This is a genomic window from Methylicorpusculum sp., assembly GCF_030651835.1.
GTDB lineage: Bacteria > Pseudomonadota > Gammaproteobacteria > Methylococcales > Methylomonadaceae > Methylicorpusculum.
Genome location: NZ_JAUSBX010000020.1, coordinates 48741 through 66332 on the forward strand (window position 1 = coordinate 48741; position 17592 = coordinate 66332).

Consider the following 17592-nt stretch of genomic DNA (forward strand, 5'->3'; position numbering starts at 1 on the left):
TACCCGGCAAATATGCCTATCTGAATCTGTACTGTATTTTTTGCTCAGTCGTAACGTGCCAAAACGAAGGCATGGTTGCGGCTCCTCATTTACTTTTTTCATAGGAAGTCTGATATTACAATGCTCCGGTTGAATTTCTGAGTCATGGCATGAGCGAAAAGCAATTTTCCAGGCCTGCCTTTTTTGCTTCCCGCATCAAAACTTGTGGCGGCTGGTATGGCTTATGGCGAATGACGAAGGATGCGCTGCTGCGTTATTGCGTTCATGCCGGCGGTTACGGCGTCATGCTGATGATTGCACTGATGTTCTTTTACCTGGTGGCGATGGTTATGCCCTTGTTTGTTGGCTCTTCAATAAAACAGGTCGGAGGATACCCGGTTCCGGATTCTGCGGCAGGCAAAACATTGCTGCTGGGTATGGAGGAGAAAAACAAGCTGGGCGTCCGATATACGGACAAAGGGCGCATCATTTTTTTTGAGACGGAAACCGGACGAAGCGTTAAAACGGCGTCCATTCCGCTGCCTGAAAATGTCACCATAACAGGCATTAGCCGTGAAGGGGGTGATCAGTCCTTAGTGGCGTTTGGCCTTTCTGACGGCAAGGCGCTTCTGGTTCAGCCGCATTACGCGCTGACTTTTGAGCATGATCAGGGAGTGATCATCCCTTCAATTAATTTTCCTTTCGGTCAAGAGCCTATCAAACTGGATGAATCCGGAGAATCTTTGTCCCGGCTGGCCGTTGCCAGCGAAGAAGGACAGGCCACTTTGGCAGTTATGACGGCATCGGGTCGTCTGGTGCTCACCAGGCTGGCGGCAATCAGTTCTCCGCTCTGGGCTTCCGGCTTTAAAATAGTCCGCAAGGAATTTACTTTACCTTTGGGACCCATTGAGCATGTGCTTCTGGATAAGGCCGGACGCACTGTTTATTGGGTTGAAGCATCGGGCGTTCTCAATTGGGTTAAGGTTGATCCGGCATTTGAGGTTTTGTCCCAAGGTCGGCAAGACCTTGTCGGCCCCGGCCGAAAGCTGAGTAGTGTAACGCTGCTAAACGGACATTTGTCGATACTGGCCGGAGATGACGCCGGATCGGTTAGTCAGTGGGCTTGGGTTTTGGGCGGGCTTGATCAGTCGGTTTTGCAAAAATTAAGAACGTTTAACGTATCCGCTCAAGCGGTCACGTCGATTGAATCCGAGCAACGGCGAAAAGGTTTTATTGCCCTGGATGTAACCGGTAAAGCCGCGCTCTTTTATTCCACCAGTGAACGGAAATTACTCGAATACCGCTTGTCCGAAAACAAAATCCGGATGATGGCTTTAGCGCCCCGGGCTACTGCGCTTTTAAGTGAGTCGGAAGACGGCAGGCTGACCTTATGGCGATTGACCAATAACCACCCTGAAGTGTCGTTAAAGGCTTTGTGGCAAAAAATCAGCTATGAAAGCTACGCAAAACCGGATTATGTTTGGCAGTCGTCCTCGTCCGGCAATGACTTTGAACCCAAATACAGCTTGACACCGCTTGTTTATGGCACCTTAAAAGCCGCATTTTATGCCTTGTTATTTGCCGTTCCTCTGGCTTTGGCCAGTGCCGTTTATACCGCTTACTTTATGGCTCCTGCCATGCGGAAAATAGTGAAGCCCGGTATCGAAATTATGGAAGCGCTACCCACCGTTATTTTAGGGTTTTTGGCCGGACTTTGGCTGGCGCCTTTTATCGAAGCGCACTTGTTCGGCATTATCTTTACTTTATGGGTGACGCCAATCAGTGTTTTGCTGGCGGCTTACGGTTGGCAATATGCGCCCTCTTCATGGCGTCACAGTTTACCGGACGGCTGGGAAGCGGCATTTTTGATGCCGTTGATCATGCTTGTGGTTTGGCTTTGTTTAAGTTTTGGCGGGCCGATGGAGGCCGAGTTTTTTGATGGGGGTATAAAAGACTGGTTATCTCAACAGTGGGGTATCGAATATGATCAACGCAATGCGATGGTCGTCGGTATTGCTATGGGATTTGCCGTGATTCCTGGCATTTTCTCGATTGCAGAAGACGCTATTTTTAATGTGCCTCGTCATCTGACCATCGGTTCGCTGGCTTTAGGAGCAACACGATGGCAAACGATGACTAGGGTTGTGCTGTTAACGGCCAGTCCCGGTATTTTTTCAGCGGTTATCGTCGGTTTTGGCCGTGCGGTGGGGGAGACGATGATCGTGTTGATGGCCACCGGAAATACGCCGATGATGGATTTTAGTATCTTTCAGGGCATGCGAACCTTGTCGGCAACCATTGCTATTGAGATGCCCGAATCCGAGACCGGCAGCACGCATTCCCGGTTGTTGTTTCTGGCGGCATTGCTGCTCTTCATGTTTACATTTGTAGTCAACACGCTATCAGAGTGGATTCGTCAGCGACTACGCCGCAGCTATAGCGCCTTGTGATGAAGTCCTGGCTGCGCACCGATACCCCCTGGATCTGGCTGAATGCCGCGGCTGTCAGTGTCAGTCTGTTATTGGTGTCCGGGCTTTTACTCCTTATCGCCATTCAGGGCTTGGGTCATTTTTGGCCCAAATCGGTTGCAGAAATGAGTTACCTCGATGAAAAGGGCCAAGTCCGGATGATTATTGGCGAAATAGCCGGAACGAATCAACAAGGCGCGTTTATCGCCGGATCTGCAGATGCTGGAGATGAAACAGCTGAAAGTGTATCTTTTCAATATTTGATCAAATCCGGAAACCGGGATGTCAATGGATTTGATTTCCACTGGGTATCAGCCAACAGGATAGAGCGCTGGCATTATCCTGATCAAGTGATGGTGATAGAGCGTAAGGAATGGGGTAATTATTACGGATTTATAGAAAGTATCAACGAGCAGGGCCGCGTCATTGCCACCAATCTGGAGGCCTGGCCTGTGTTATGGACTAAGCTGGACGAAACATCAAAACGAATTAAAAAAATTCAACAGATTGAAAGTCATGCCATAAGAAAGATCAGCCAACAACTTGAGCAATTAAAGCTTAGAAAAAAGCGTTTGTTGATGGAGAATTCTACCCAGCCGGATGAATTGAGCCTGCTCGAAGCTGAAATAACCCGCCACGAAGGGCAATACCAACGCTATCTGGATGAATTAGAGCAGCTATACCCGTTGATTAAACAGTACACTGTGGTTGCCAGGGATGCAAATGAACAACGGCAAATAATTCCTTTGGCTAACATCGTTCGAATTTATCAGCCCAACAGGCTGAACGGCAGCGATAAAATCCGCATTTATGGGGCACGGCTTACTGAGTTTTTGACAGGAGATCCCCGGGAGGCCAACAGTGAAGGCGGAATTTTTCCGGCGCTGTTCGGCACCGTGATGATGGTCATCGTGATGTCACTCGTCGTTGCACCTCTGGGCGTTGTTGCTGCGATTTATCTTCAGGAATATGCCAAACAGGGCTTTGTCACGCAATTGATTCGAATCGCTGTGCATAATCTGGCGGGCGTTCCGTCTGTGGTGTTTGGCGTCTTTGGTTTGGGTTTTTTTGTCACGTTGTTGGGTGGAGAGATGGACCGCTTATTTTATCCGGAGGCCTACCCTGTCCCCGTGTTTGCAACTCCGGGTTTGCTTTGGGCCTCTTTGACCATGGCCATGTTGACTTTGCCGGTGGTGATCGTGTCTACCGAAGAAGGCTTGCTGCGTGTGCCTAGGTCGATACGCGAAGGGAGTCTGGCGTTAGGCGCAACTCAGGCTGAAACACTATGGCGGACAGTTTTGCCCTTAGTCAGTCCGGCGATGTTGACCGGATTGATTTTAGCTGTTGCCAGAGCAGCGGGTGAGGTGGCGCCCTTGATGCTGGTGGGGGTTGTGAAACTGGCGCCGGCTTTGCCGGTAGACGGTTCGTTTCCCTTTGTGCATTTGGAAAGAAAGTTTATGCATTTAGGGTTTCATATTTACGATGTAGGGTTTCAAAGTGCGCATATTGAAGCCGCAAGACCGCTGGTTTACGCCACGGCTTTGTTGTTGGTCCTGGTTATTATCTGTCTCAATCTGACTGCGGTGTGTATCAGGAATTATCTGCGGAAAAAATACCAGGCGATGGAGGAATGAACGCAATGAATGACTGTATTGTCAAGGTGGATAATTTATCGCTATTTTATGGGGCCAAACGAGCGCTTCATAAAGTCAATATGGACATTCCCCGGCAAAGAGTGACGGCATTCATTGGTCCTAGTGGTTGCGGCAAATCCTCTTTGTTAAGATGTATTAACCGCCTGAATGATTTGCTGGATGATGTGAAAATTGACGGCAGCATATTTCTCGATCATCAGGATATTTATGCCAAGTCATCAAACGTTCCGGCACTGCGCAGGCGGGTAGGAATGGTGTTTCAACGGCCCAATCCTTTTCCAAAGTCGATTTATGAAAATGTCGCCTATGGGCTTAGAATTCAGGGTATCAATCAGCGTAAGACGCTGGATGAAAAAGTAGAATTGGCTTTGCGCAAAGCAGCGCTCTGGGATGAGGCTAAAGATCGCCTTCACGATAGCGCATTGAATCTGTCCAGCGGCCAGCAACAAAGGCTGGTGATTGCTCGGGCAATCACTATAGAACCTGAGGTTTTGTTGCTGGATGAACCTGCTTCTGCGCTAGATCCTATTTCGACCTTGAAAATAGAAGAATTAATCAGCGAGTTGCGAAATCAATATACCATCATCATCGTTACCCATAATATGCAGCAAGCAGCCAGGGTATCTGATGTAACGGCATTCATGAATAAGGGCGAACTGATTGAGATTGGCACAACCAGTCAATTATTTACCAACCCGTCAAAAAAACAGACGGAAGATTATTTAACCGGACGCTACAGCTAAAAGGAGCCATACGATGGATGTGAGCAAAATCGGGCATCATATATCCCGTAAATTCAATGAAGAACTTGAAGATATCCGCAATAAAGTCATGATCATGGGCGGCCTTGTTGAAAACCAGATTGATGAGGCTGCCACGGCGTTAATGAACAGCGATTTGGAGCTGGCCGAAAAAGTCATACAACAAGACAGTCAGGTTAATCAGCTGGAAATGCAGATTGACAAGGAGTGCACCCAAATCATGGCTTTACGGCAACCTGCGGCTTTTGATTTGCGCTTGCTGTTGTCGGTGATAAAAACCATCAATGATCTGGAACGAGCCGGTGATGAAGCGATAAAAATTGCGGAAATGGCTATTCACTTGAATGGTATGGATCATAAGCATAAGGGTGAAGATTACTATGAAATCCAGCATCTTGTGTCTATGGTGAAAGAGATGCTGCACGGAGCGCTGGATGCGTTTGCCCGAATGAATGTAGACCAGGTGGTTGCAATTACCGGTCAGGATCAAAAAGTGGATAGGGAATACAGCAGTATCATTCGTCAACTGATCTCCAGAATGATGGAAGATCCGCGAAATGTTGGCCGGGCACTGGATGTGTTATGGATGGCCAGGGCCTTGGAACGTATCGGCGATCATGCCTGCAATATTTGCGAGCATGTGATTTACATGGTCAGAGGCGAAGATGTGCGGCATATCAGCCATGAAGAACTGGAGCGCAAGATACAAGGCTAGCGGGCTTTGTTCAGGACGAACGAGCCAAAAAGAGCGGTTGAAAAAGCTCACTCGTCCAATCTCAAGCAAAAGATTTTTGTAACTACTCGCCCCCTTTGAATTAAGGTCGTAGGTACTTGATTTCAAAGGACGCAACAATACGTCCCTGTCGCTCTCTGCAATATTCCTTTTGCAGAAGCCTTTTCAATCAACCGCCTACACCCAATAAAATGGGAGGATGGTCAGAAGATACAGATTTTTATTCATCCAGACCGATAAAATCCCACACTTTTCCGGCCGTTGTGCTGGTGTCTTTAATAGGTACGGGCGGCCCGTCCGGAAAGTTGAGGGTATAAACACGATTAACGTTATTGGCCTGTTCAGTTAGTCCCAGTTTGGTATAGCCTTCTTTCATGATCTCCAGGGCATAAGGAATCGCAGGTGTGCGCTGGTATTTTTCGATCACTTCTTTGGCTCTATTGATAGCGGCATTGTAGGCTTTACGTTTCATGTAAAAACGGGCTACGTGAACCTCATACATGGCCATGTTGTTTCGCAGGGCTATCATGCGCTGCTTCGCGTCGGATACATATTGACTGTTGGGAAAGCGCGTCAGCAGCTCATTGAAATTGTCGTAGGAATCTCTGGCGCTGCCCGGATCTCTTTGTGTGGAATCAGTAGGCACAAACCGGTCCAGAAAGCCAATTCCCCGGTTATAATTAACCAGTCCTTTCAAATAATACGCATAGTCGACGCTGGGATTTCGCGGATGAAGTTTGATAAACCGGTCTGCGGCAGCAATCGCAGCCTCAGGATCATCGTTTTTGAAATAGGCATAAGCAATGTTGAGTTGTGCCTGAGCAGCGTAGTCGCCGAAGGGATAGCGCGATTCCAGGGTTTCATAAAGTTTGATGGCTTTTTGATAGCCGCCTGCGTCCATAGCCTCTTTTGCCGAGGTATGCAGTTGTTCTTCGTTCCAGTCGGCGTATTCATCCGTTTCGCTGTCGCTGCCGAAATTAAAGTTTTTCAAGGTCTCACACCCAGGCAGGATAAGCCCCAGGCTGATGATGAGAAACAATTTTACTAAAAATAATCGCATAGTGTTAACGACACGTTGTAATATGATCGGTTTTTTGTGCAAACGCAGTGAGTTGCACCCGGACTGATAGCTGCAGTATTCAACTGCGCTTTTATGCGGCGAGTATAACTTATACGGTGGGTTAACCAGAAGATTTTGTTATGACTAGATTATCGTCAAATGTGCCCGATGAAATGGCGGGCATGAGGTTGGATCAGGTGTTGGCTGAGCTTTTTTCAGAGTATTCTCGAAGCAAGCTGCAGACCTGGGTTAAAGCAGGAAAAGTCACCGTCAATGGCCGGGTTTTAAAGCCTAAAGACCGGCTGGAAGGGGGGGAGGATGTTGAAGTGGATGCGGAGGCCGAGCGCGTTATTGAGTGCGTGGCCGAATCCATTCCGCTGGATATCGTTTATGAGGATGAGGCGCTGTTGATTATCAACAAGCCGGCCGGATTAGTCGTTCACCCAGCGGTAGGTAACTGGACCGGCACTTTGCAAAACGCTTTGCTCAGTCATTGTCCTGCATTGGATACTCTTCCCAGAGCCGGTTTGGTGCATCGCATCGATAAAGAAACCAGCGGTTTATTGATGGTGGCAAAAACCTTACCGGCACATACCAGTCTGGTGAGACAACTGCAGGAAAGAGAGATAAACCGGGAGTATCTGGCCGTTACCAAAGGGCGGATGATCGCAGGTGGCACCGTCGACGAGCCGATTGGTCGTCATCCCCACGACAGAATACGGTATGTCGTCAGGATGAACGGAAAGGAGGCGGTGACTCATTACCGTGTGGTCGAGCGTTTTTCGCGCAATACCCTGATCAGGGTTAAGCTGGAGACGGGGCGTACGCATCAGATAAGGGTGCATATGGCTCACATTCATTTTCCATTGGTGGGTGATCAGGTTTACGGTGGACGTTTCCAGATGCCGGCGCAATGCGGCGAGCGGCTGGAGCGAATTCTTCGTAGTTTCAAGCGGCAGGCCTTGCATGCTGAAAAGCTGGGTCTGGTGCATCCCTTAACCGATGAATATTGCGAGTGGGTTCAGGAAATGCCTGAAGACATGAAAGAATTATTGGCGGCATTTCGTGAAAATGACCAACACTGATAATTGGCTTACCCCCGAATGGCCAGCGCCCGATAACGTATTTGCTGTGACCACTTTGCGAACCGGTGGCTTCAGCGAAGGCGCTTATCAAAGCCTCAATCCTGCGTTGCATGTTGGGGATGATCCCGAGTCCGTCATGCGCAATAGAGCCAGAATCTCCACTATGCTGGATTTGCCGGCGGAACCCGTCTGGCTTGAGCAGGTGCATGGCAATACGGTCATCAATGCCGCTCACGTCGATGGCTTATGTGCTGCGGATGCCAGTTTTACCGACGAAGCGGGCATTGTCTGTGCCGTGCTGACGGCTGATTGCCTGCCGGTTTTATTGTGTTCCAAAGACGGGTTGAGCGTTGCGGCAGTTCATGCCGGTTGGCGGGGGTTGCTGGACGGAGTCATTACCAATACGGTTAAGGTCCTGCAGGGTAAAGATCTACTGGTATGGTTGGGGCCTGCGATTGGTCCGGCTGCATTTGAGGTTGGCGCGGAAGTCAGGGAAGCGTTCCTGGCGAAATCAACTTACTTTGAAGCGGCTTTTACTGAAAGTCATGACGGTAAATGGCTGGCCGATATTTACACGCTCGCTTGTATTGATCTGGCTTCGGTAGGAATTAATCAGGTCTATGGGGGCGGCTTTTGTACAGTGACGGATGCGGACCGCTTTTATTCCTTTAGAAGGGATAAGCAAACGGGGCGCATGGCCTCACTGATATGGCGGGCATAAGGCGGCTATGAGTTTATTGTTATTGATTGTCACTTTTACAGCGATTGGCGGTGTACTGAGTGTGCTGGCCGCCTCGGTATTTTTACTGTTATCGGAGACGCAAAGAGCGCATGTATTGCCTCATGGTATCAGTTTTGCGATAGGGGCATTGCTGGCGGCCGCTTTTTGGGGGCTGATTCCAAACGCTTTTGAAGAGGTTGAAAAGGCTCAGTTTCAAGGGCTTTCGGCGACCATACTGGGCGGTATTCTGGTATTTTTTGTACTTGAAAAACTACTGATCTGGCGGCATTGTCATCACAGCGGCTACGAAGCCGGGGGCGACCATCATCACGACCATCAGCCTGCCGCGATTTTGATCTTGTTAGGTGATGGAATCCATAACTTTGTCGATGGGATACTCATTGCGGCGGCATTTTTAACCGATGTTAAACTGGGAATTGTTACCAGTATTGCTGTTGCAGCGCATGAAATTCCACAGGAAGTAGGGGATTTTGCGATCTTGTTGCAAAGTGGCTACAGTCGGCGCAAAGCGCTCATTTACAATATGCTGGCCAGTCTATCGACGGTCGTCGGCGGCATTTTGGCCTTTTTCTGCCTGGAAGATTTACACGACAGTCTGCCTTATTTCCTCGCGATGGCGGCCTCCAGTTTTATCTATGTCGCGGTGGCTGATCTGATTCCTTCATTACATGAAAAAACCGATACAAAAACGTCCTTACAGCAAATTGCGTTGATTGCCACGGGCGTATTTTTGATCTGTTTTTTACATGATGTAGCTCATGACGTTGAATTGCAGTCAGCTCATGAAAAACTTGAAATGTCCGGTTCAAAAGACTAGCGGTAAACGGTTTTGGCGTTCTGAAGTTTGTTGGAAGGGTAATGCCGTCCAGGTGCGAATGAATTGACACCTGGACGTTAAAGTCTTGAGGACTGAGGTCTTTGATCTGTGTTAATGAGCCTCAGGTGATGACGGTGGGTTCAGTTCTTCCTGTCCGTTTTTTAACTTCACCGAGCTTTTCTGCCAACTCGATCAAGCCGCTAAGCGCTTCCTGAGCATCCTGGTCATGTTTGGCGGCGTCCGGTTCATACCGTTCCAGATAAATTCTTAACGTGGCGCCAACCGTGCCGGTTCCTGACAACCGAAAGACTATGCGCGAGCCGTTTTCAAAGCCGATACGAATGCCCTGGTTTTTGCTGATGCTGCCGTCAATAGGGTCGGTATAGCTGAATTCATCGGCATATTTGACCGTGTATTCACCAAAGGCCTGGCCTTTTAAGCCAGGGAGCTGGTTTCTGAGTTGATCCATGATTTCATTGCCGATTGCTGTTTCGACGGCTTCGTAATCGTGGCGGGCATAAATGTCCCGGCCAAATGTTTGCCAATGATCCTTGACGATGTCAGCGACGGATTGTCTTTTTCTCGCGATCAAATTCAACCAGAACAGTACAGCCCACAGGCCGTCCTTTTCCCGGACATGGTCTGAGCCGGTGCCGAAGCTCTCTTCTCCACACAAGGTAATTTTTCCGGCATCCAGGAGATTGCCGAAAAACTTCCAGCCGGTAGGAGTTTCGTAACAAGGCAACTGGTATTTTGCTGCAACGCGATCAATGGCCTGGCTGGTGGGCATGGAGCGGGCGACGCCGCTTAAACCTTTTGCATAAGCGGGTATCAATTTGGCGTTGGCGGCCATGATTGCCAGACTATCGCTGGGTGTAACAAAAATTCCTGCGCCCATGATCATGTTGCGGTCGCCATCGCCATCCGATGCCGCGCCAAAAACAGGAGGCGCGGAGCCCAGCATTTCTTCCGTCAATTCATGTGCATGCGCCATGTTAGGATCAGGATGGCCGCCACCGAAATCTTCCAGTGGCACGGCATTGATCGCTGACCCTGGTTTAGCGCCTAATAAGTCTTCCAGTATGGTTTTGGCGTAAGGTCCGGTAATCGCATGCATGGCGTCAAAGCGCAAACTTAGATAGCCTGAGCCGATGCTTTGTTTGAGTAAATCAAAGTCAAAAATCGATTCCATTAATTCGGCATAGTCAGCAACCGGATCAATAATGTCGATGATCAATTGATCGATTTTCTGAGTGCCCACAATATCCAGATTGATCTCGGGCAGATCAGCGATTTTGTAGGATGTTATATTCTGGCTGTGGCGGTAAAATGCCTCTGTGTATTTTTCCGGGGCAGGTCCGCCGTTACCGACGTTGTATTTGATGCCGAAATCTTCGTCCGGCCCACCAGGATTATGGCTTGCCGAAAGCACTAGGCCGCCGTAAGCTTGGTATTTTCGAATGATATTTGATGCGGCAGGGGTTGATAATAGCCCTCCCTGTCCTATAATAAGTCTTGAAAAACCGTTAGCTGCGGCAATTTTGATAATTGTCTGAGTCGCTTGCCGGTTGAAATAACGGCCATCGCCCCCAATAACCAGGGTCTGGCCTGATATGTTTTCTAGGGAATCGAAAATTGATTGAACAAAGTTTTCGAGATAGTTAGGTTCGGCGAATGTTTTTACTTTTTTTCTTAATCCGGATGTGCCTGGATTTTGGCCTTCAAATGGAACAGTTGCGATAGTTTTAATTTGCATGAGTATGCCTTGATGGGACAAAGAAAGACGAAATTTAACTTACAGTCATTTAGCGGTCAATTTTAATTAATTATGTTCAGAAAGTTTTTAGTATTATGTCTGTGCGCTTTTTCAGTAATGAGCAAGGCAGATAATGATATCTGGTTGTTGGTTGATACTCACGCGTTTACGCTAGAGGTTAAGCAAGGTGAAAAAACGGTTGAGCTGCTGGAAAATATCGCTATAGGCAGAAACGGCGCGGGTCTCAAGATGCACCGGGGCGATAATATTACCCCTGTCGGGACTTACAAAATTGGCTGGATCAATCAAAGCAGTTCTTTTTACCGCTTTTTCGGCTTGACTTATCCTTCAGTCGATGACGCCAGTGTTGCTTTGAAGCAGGGGGTAATAGATCCTTATACGTTTGACTCAATTGCTTTTGCGCACAATAATAATCGGGTGCCGCCTCAAAACACTTTGTTGGGCGGACAGATAGGAATCCATGGGCTAGGGCGTGGCAATGAAAAAATTCATAGAACAATGAATTGGACTCATGGCTGTATTGCTTTAACCAATCCTCAAATTGACAGGTTGAGTAAGTGGATAAAGAAGGAAGTGGTCGTTGAAGTTAGATAAAATAAAACTGGCATTTCTGAAAAAAAAACGTCATCATATGACATTCAAAATTAGTTTTAGTTGCAACTCTTACAGTAAATAAAAGGAAAAAATCATGAATAAATTAGCTAAATTATCAGTTGTTGCTCTTACAGCAAGTCTGGCTGTAGGTTGTGCAAGCACTTCTGACGTTGAAAACCTTCAATCTCAAATTGATGCGTTGAGCTCAAAAGTATCTAAAGCTTCTTCTGATGCTGCAAGCGCACAAAGTGCTGCTGCTGATGCATCTGCAAGAGCTGCTGCTGCTGAAGCTGCTGCAAACCGTGCTGCTAGCTATGCACAAGATGCAAACAGCAAATTAGATCGTTTGTTCAAAAAATCAATGATGAAATAATTTCTATTGATTCAATGAAATTTAAAAGCCCGACTGGTTCGCCAGTCGGGCTTTTTTATTGGACAAATATTATTGGAATGGCAAACGCTTATTGATATGACTCCAAAAGCGCTTGCCTATAACAATCAGGGATAGATTACTTTGGGTTCAAAGTACGCAGCAGGATATTTAGGGTCAAAATTTGACTGGGTTGCTGATTTTTTTGCTGAACTGGCGCTGGATTTTGCTGGTTTTGTATCAGCATCCTTATCCATATAAATGACTTTGGGTTGAAAATTAGTGGCTGGATATTTATCATCGCCCTCAGCGGATGCCATTTGAGTGATTAATAATCCTGATAAACCAAAAGTTAATAGTAGAGTTTTTCTCATTGTATTTTTCCTATTGTCATTTTTTTACCCGATTTTTAAAGCGTGAGCTCAAGGTTGGGGCTTTGATTTTTAGAGACGTATTTTTTTCTTTGGGAAACGCAAAATAAAACCATCTATGGATCATTTAGCGGTCACCGGAAGCGAATTGTTAGTTTCCGGCTAAATAATCAATCGTTTAACACAATCAATTTTGCAGCACCTCCATGTGCTGTCGGAAGCTTTGAAATCTCATCACTCCCATTCAATCTTTAATTTACCAGACCAGGCTTACATTGTTCTTTGCTATAAAATGATCGCTGTAGTAATTGATTTCTCAAACACTCATTTATAGCGTTAGCTGCTGCTTCAGTTAGCTACTCATGCTTTGCCGTTTCAATCAGGGCTCATCATTTTCGCTAGGCTAAAAGGCGGCAAAAGTATCCGGTATTTTATTCAAATTCGCAACTGGTGCTGATCAAGCCAAGTTAAAGCTCACAGCAATGACCTGATTTCCGGATGGTTTTCCAGCAGACTTTGCCGAAAAGCTTCGATGGCTTTTTCGTCGTCCCGTTCGCTTCTTGGTATAGGCACTATTATTTCGCTGACGGCAGTCATGGGCGATTTGGATAAAAAAATCAGCCGGTCAGCCAACGCAATGGCTTCTCTCAAGTCATGTGTCACGAAAAGAACCGTATGAGGCCGTTGCTGCCAAAGACTGATCAGCCATTGCCTGACCTGCCGGGCAGTGGGCGGGTCCAGTGACACAAACGGCTCATCCATCAACAGGATATCGGGATTGACGGCAAATGCGCGGATGATGGAGACTCGACGGCTCATGCCCAGCGAAAGCCTTTCCGGGTAATCATTCTTGACGTCAGTCAATTGCATGGTTTCGAGCATCACATCAATAGGCTCTGAAGGATAACCCTCAGGTAACGCCAATAAGATATTTTCTCTTACGGTACGCCAGGGTAACAGGCGAGGGTTTTGAAATACATAGCCGATGCTAGGTTTTTGGTGTCTTTGGGAGAGTGTTACTTCGCCTTCAAAATCGCTATCCAGCCCGGCAATAATATTGAGCAGGGTACTTTTGCCGCAGCCGGAAGGACCTACTAAGCAGATAAATTCGTGTTCAGCCAGCGACAGCTGCAAATTGGCGATGGTTTGATTATGTACTCGGCTATCGCCAAGGAAAGATTTATTGGCAATGTTGATTTGAATAGCGCTCATCGACGCCACCTGAGGGCTTTTTTATCCAGCGGTTTCAGAATTGAAAATTCGATGATCTGAATCACGCAGACAAAGGCGATGCTGTAAGCCAGGATACCGGCAACATCAAACAGTTGAAAAAAAAGATGCAGTTGATAGCCCACGCCATCACTGCGCCCCAGCAACTCAACGACTAGAATGATTTTCCAGATCAGTGCGAGACCTGTTCGTGTTGCGCCCATGACAAAGGGATACAGTTGAGGCCAGATGACATGCAAAAAAGTTTTGCGTTTACTGAAATGGTAACTTTTTGCCATTTCCAAAAGATCCCTGTCCAAGGTTCGGGTGCCTTCGCGAATCGTGACTATCACATTCGGCAACTTGTTGACGACCACGGCGAGTATCGCGGCGTATTCGACTAGGCCAAACCAGACGTAACATAAAATGATGGTGACCAGTGCCGGTATGTTCAGAAAAATAACCAGCCAATTGTCAAAAAAATGATTCAGTTTTTCATTTCTGCCCATCGCAATACCGATTGCACAACCCAACAGCATGGCGATTGAAAAGCTGAATGCCAGTCTCAGCAGTGTTACGCCCAGATGATAGGGTAATTGTCCGGAAAGCGTTTCAAGCCAAATCACGCGAGCAACAGCCAAAGGCGCAGGCAGCGTTGAGCTGTCAAGATAAGACGCCAAAAGCTGCCACACCAGCAAAAATAATGCGGAAGAAACAAGGCTTGCCAGCCGGGGTCTGTCGTAAAGAGCGCTAACTGCCATGATGTCTTTAATCAGCCGCCCAGAAAGTACCCGCTTGTAAATGCTCCGACCCGCCGGTTAGCCGATTGTTACTCTCAGTTCTTAACAATTGATAAATACGTTCAGCCGCTTGCTGTTCTTTGGGACCCCATTCGTTGACATTACCGGCGCAATAACGGCTGCGTAATTGTGACCGGACCTGTTCATCCGGGTTTGGGATCAGCGCTGCGATGTCTTGCCATGCCTGATCCGATGTACAGAGCTGATTTCTGGCTTGCCGAGTTCCGGATAAAAATTCTGATACAGCTTGTTTGTGCGCTTTACCCCAGCTTTCTTTAAAGACGTAACCCAGGGTAGGCACTGATTCTGTTATGCCCAACGCTTTAATAATCTGACGGCCATCCATTATCTGGCGATAGCCTTTAGCTTCCAGTTCGGCAGCAAAATTCCAATAGTTCATGGCGGCATCAACGCGCTTGCTCAATAGTTGTTGATTGATCAATGGCGGCGCTGCAAAAGTTTTCTCAACCGCTTGGTCCAGATCAAGCTGATTTTGATGTCTGGCAAGCGCTTTAAGCAGCAGCCAGTTTTTATCCAGTTCGCCACCGGCAATACCCACCCGCTTGCCTTGCAAATCCTGCACGGTCAAAATTGCGCTGTCCTGAGGAACCAGTAATGCGCCAGAAGTTGTGGAGTAAGGATAAAAAGTTAAGTCGGAACCTGCAGAACGCTGCCTGGATACCCAAACCCAGTCCGAAACAATCATATCCACGGTGTCCGATTGTAATGCGATTTTCCCCGCCTCGGGGTTTGCAATAGGCACTACCGTCAAACTATAGCTGGCTGAATCTGCCAGTTTGGCCTGCTTCATGGCCTCTATTTCCCAGGCCACCGTGCCGAATGAGAGCAATCCTAAGCGGATGGCTGTTTTTTCGGCAGCCGAACAGTTAAGGCTAAGAAACAGGGTAAACCATGCTAGGCGAATGAGTGTCATCGTTAAATATCCGGCTATCCAAAAAAGGGGTTAAGTGACTTTTTCTAAAAGAGCGGTTCATCGCTCTTGAGCCCTGTCTAAGCATTTGACTCAAAGAAGTCATTTTACCGCACCGCTGGCTTGTAGCGGCAATGATTGTCATAATAAGATCACGTTAGTTGATTAGTCATTCCTTTCACTTATGAGTTCATCTGCAAATTCACCACAACTGATCGATCGATTCGGAAGAGTCGTCGATTATGTCAGAATTTCAATCACCGACCGGTGCGATTTTCGATGCCTGTATTGTATGGCGGAGGAAATGACATTTCTACCGCGGGCACAGATTCTGTCACTGGAGGAAATTTATACGCTGGCCGAAGTTTTTACGGAGCTGGGGGTCAAAAAAATCCGCATAACCGGTGGCGAACCGCTGGTTAGAAAAGGCGCTCTGCAATTGCTGGAAAATATCGGCCGTCTGACCGCTTTGCGGGAACTGGTATTGACGACGAACGGGTCTCAATTGGAAACCATGGCAGGGACCATTAAAGCGGCCGGAGTCAAAAGAATCAATATCAGTCTGGATACGCTGGATGCTGTTAAATTTAAAGCGATTACACGCACCGGTGACTTACAGCAGGTATTAAAAGGTATTCAGGCGGCCAAGGCCGCTGGCTTCCAAAACATCAAGATTAACGCCGTTATTTTAAAAAACCGAAACCATGATGAGGTCACCGATTTAGTCGATTTTGCCGTTGCCAACAGCCTGGACATCAGCTTTATAGAAGAAATGCCCCTGGGAGAAGTCACCGGTCATGACAGGGGCGAGGCTTATTATTCCAGCGATCACATCAAAGCTGATTTGGAACAGAAATTTGTTTTATTATCCAGTACTGAAAAAACCGGCGGACCTTCCAAATATTTTCAAGTGGCCGGAACGGGGACGAAAGTCGGCTTTATTTCACCGCACAGTCATAATTTCTGCAGTACTTGCAACCGAGTTCGACTCACGGTAGAAGGGCGTTTGCTGTTGTGTTTGGGAAATGAACATTCGGTGGATTTAAAAAAAGTGCTGCGGGCCCATCCCGGCAACAAGGACATACTAAAAAAAGCCATTATTGAATCCATGAACATTAAGCCCGAAAAGCATGAGTTTAATATTCATGAACAACCTGTTCTGTTCAGACACATGAACATGACAGGGGGGTAGCAATATTACTCTGAATCCATTGTAACTGGCGTTAGGCAGTCAAATTATCGTGAATTATTCAAATATCATGTCGAAGAAAAATTATTGGACGCTCTTCGGTTATCGGCAAACAGGGGGCGGTGCTCGGCAATGAGCGGTTTGAATCGGAAGTTGAAAGCTTGATCGATAGGAGAATGACTGCAAAGTAGATGGATGCATCCTATTGGATTGAGGAGTGAAAAGGCAGATCATTATCGAATTTTGCTATATTGCAAGACTTGATCCCCCTCTTCTTCCTTGAAGCGGCATTCTCTCTCTTTGCTGAGACTTCTCTAATATATCCGGGCCGACGCACTTGTAGATGAATTTGCTCATGCTGATTGTTTGAATCCCAACGATTTGGGTAATAGACCCACTATAGAGCGTCCTAATTGACCCATTGTTATATTTATTTTCCAATGTCTTTAATGTTTTCTATCGCTTCTTTTGGTGTAAATATTCCAGCTCCAATAAACAAAACTAGAAAAAGCCCTATAGCTACGATAATGGTTATTGAGCGATCTTGAAATCTCATATGTGTGCACATTATGGTCAGAGTGCCAAACAGGATGCCAAACACGATAAGATGCGCCAAATAGGATGTGCCGACGTTAGGAGGCGCATCGATCGCGGCACTCAGTAGCATCAATCTTGTTGTTTTCATTATGCCCCCCATTTTTTTCATAAACGAAAAATTAGAGTCAAGTCTTGCAATCAATCATTTCATTATTATGTCGCCGATTGAATGTTTGAGTGTAAACCCTATTCAACTGCCGCTTTTGCTTTATTACAAGACTTGATAATCATCTAGCCTGTCTCCCCGATCGGAGCCCTGAGTGGTATAAAAGGGTGTTGATCGAAACAACCGAGGAGACAGACATGAAACTATACGGTGGAATGGATTTGCATTCAACGAATGTGGTGACGCAACTGATTGACGAGCACGATCGAGTCGTGTATCGGAAGAAGCAGGGTTGTGATTTGGCTGATATTCTGCGAGGCTTGGAACCCTTTCAAGACAGCATCGAAG

At 47.1% G+C, this 17592-nt stretch carries 17 protein-coding genes; 10 read left to right on the forward strand and 7 right to left on the reverse strand.

From position 1 onward, the window contains the following. The first annotated feature begins 149 nt into the window (after positions 1-149). Genes Q7V32_RS02525 through phoU form a run of 4 tightly spaced genes read left to right on the forward strand, consistent with a single transcriptional unit; the run spans position 150 to position 5578 of the window. A complete protein-coding gene (locus Q7V32_RS02525; protein WP_304895420.1) occupies positions 150-2429 on the forward strand; it encodes an ABC transporter permease subunit in 2280 nt (759 codons plus the stop codon). After that, positions 2429-4081: a phosphate ABC transporter permease PstA gene (gene pstA, locus Q7V32_RS02530; RefSeq protein ID WP_304895421.1), complete on the forward strand. Its 1653-nt coding sequence runs from the start codon at positions 2429-2431 to the stop codon at positions 4079-4081. The genes Q7V32_RS02525 and pstA overlap by 1 nt, the downstream gene beginning before the upstream one ends. Then, positions 4078-4845, forward strand: coding sequence for a phosphate ABC transporter ATP-binding protein PstB (pstB, locus tag Q7V32_RS02535; protein ID WP_370691404.1), 768 nt, complete (start codon positions 4078-4080; stop codon positions 4843-4845). Before pstA ends, pstB begins: the two co-directional genes overlap by 4 nt. A 13-nt stretch (positions 4846-4858) precedes the next feature. Continuing rightward, on the forward strand, positions 4859-5578 hold the full coding sequence (gene phoU, locus Q7V32_RS02540) for a phosphate signaling complex protein PhoU (protein ID WP_304895423.1): 720 nt from the start codon (positions 4859-4861) through the stop codon (positions 5576-5578). A gap of 238 nt (positions 5579-5816) precedes the next feature. Here the strand turns inward: phoU and Q7V32_RS02545 are convergent, their stop codons facing one another. Beyond that, complete coding sequence (locus Q7V32_RS02545; protein ID WP_304895424.1) at positions 5817-6656, reverse strand: outer membrane protein assembly factor BamD; 840 nt, start codon at positions 6654-6656, stop codon at positions 5817-5819. A gap of 140 nt (positions 6657-6796) precedes the next feature. Between Q7V32_RS02545 and rluD the strand changes: the two genes are divergently transcribed. The 3 genes from rluD to Q7V32_RS02560 are packed head-to-tail and all read left to right on the forward strand — an operon-like array spanning position 6797 to position 9300. After that, entirely contained in the window at positions 6797-7741 is a 945-nt protein-coding gene (gene rluD, locus Q7V32_RS02550) for a 23S rRNA pseudouridine(1911/1915/1917) synthase RluD (protein ID WP_304895425.1), read from the forward strand. Further along, positions 7728-8462, forward strand: coding sequence for a peptidoglycan editing factor PgeF (gene pgeF / locus Q7V32_RS02555; RefSeq protein WP_304895435.1), 735 nt, complete (start codon positions 7728-7730; stop codon positions 8460-8462). Before rluD ends, pgeF begins: the two co-directional genes overlap by 14 nt. A 7-nt stretch (positions 8463-8469) precedes the next feature. Further along, entirely contained in the window at positions 8470-9300 is an 831-nt protein-coding gene (locus Q7V32_RS02560) for a ZIP family metal transporter (protein ID WP_304895426.1), read from the forward strand. Between the two features lie 121 nt (positions 9301-9421). On the opposite strand, the gene Q7V32_RS02565 is transcribed toward Q7V32_RS02560, so the two are convergent. After that, positions 9422-11056, reverse strand: coding sequence for an alpha-D-glucose phosphate-specific phosphoglucomutase (locus Q7V32_RS02565; RefSeq protein WP_304895427.1), 1635 nt, complete (start codon positions 11054-11056; stop codon positions 9422-9424). A gap of 117 nt (positions 11057-11173) precedes the next feature. Here Q7V32_RS02565 and Q7V32_RS02570 point away from each other — a divergent pair, with 117 nt between their 5' ends. After that, positions 11174-11671, forward strand: coding sequence for a murein L,D-transpeptidase family protein (locus Q7V32_RS02570; RefSeq protein ID WP_304895428.1), 498 nt, complete (start codon positions 11174-11176; stop codon positions 11669-11671). A gap of 94 nt (positions 11672-11765) precedes the next feature. Beyond that, a complete protein-coding gene (locus tag Q7V32_RS02575) occupies positions 11766-12044 on the forward strand; it encodes an Lpp/OprI family alanine-zipper lipoprotein (RefSeq protein ID WP_159653654.1) in 279 nt (92 codons plus the stop codon). A 125-nt stretch (positions 12045-12169) separates the two neighbouring features. Here the strand turns inward: Q7V32_RS02575 and Q7V32_RS02580 are convergent, their stop codons facing one another. The 4 genes from Q7V32_RS02580 to Q7V32_RS02595 all read right to left on the reverse strand — a co-directional run bounded on the left by Q7V32_RS02580 (position 12170) and on the right by Q7V32_RS02595 (position 15355). Beyond that, positions 12170-12415, reverse strand: coding sequence for a hypothetical protein (locus Q7V32_RS02580; protein WP_304895429.1), 246 nt, complete (start codon positions 12413-12415; stop codon positions 12170-12172). Positions 12416-12886: 471 nt separating this feature from the next. Then, a complete protein-coding gene (locus Q7V32_RS02585) occupies positions 12887-13624 on the reverse strand; it encodes an ABC transporter ATP-binding protein (RefSeq protein ID WP_304895430.1) in 738 nt (245 codons plus the stop codon). After that, on the reverse strand, positions 13621-14382 hold the full coding sequence (locus Q7V32_RS02590; protein WP_304895431.1) for an ABC transporter permease: 762 nt from the start codon (positions 14380-14382) through the stop codon (positions 13621-13623). The genes Q7V32_RS02585 and Q7V32_RS02590 overlap by 4 nt, the downstream gene beginning before the upstream one ends. A 7-nt stretch (positions 14383-14389) precedes the next feature. Further along, on the reverse strand, positions 14390-15355 hold the full coding sequence (locus tag Q7V32_RS02595) for an ABC transporter substrate-binding protein (RefSeq protein WP_304895432.1): 966 nt from the start codon (positions 15353-15355) through the stop codon (positions 14390-14392). Between the two features lie 181 nt (positions 15356-15536). On the opposite strand from Q7V32_RS02595, the gene moaA reads away from it, so the two are divergent. Further along, on the forward strand, positions 15537-16544 hold the full coding sequence (gene moaA / locus Q7V32_RS02600) for a GTP 3',8-cyclase MoaA (protein ID WP_304895433.1): 1008 nt from the start codon (positions 15537-15539) through the stop codon (positions 16542-16544). 427 nt (positions 16545-16971) lie between these two features. Here the strand turns inward: moaA and Q7V32_RS02605 are convergent, their stop codons facing one another. Next, entirely contained in the window at positions 16972-17226 is a 255-nt protein-coding gene (locus Q7V32_RS02605; RefSeq protein ID WP_304895434.1) for a hypothetical protein, read from the reverse strand. Positions 17227-17592 lie beyond the last annotated feature (366 nt).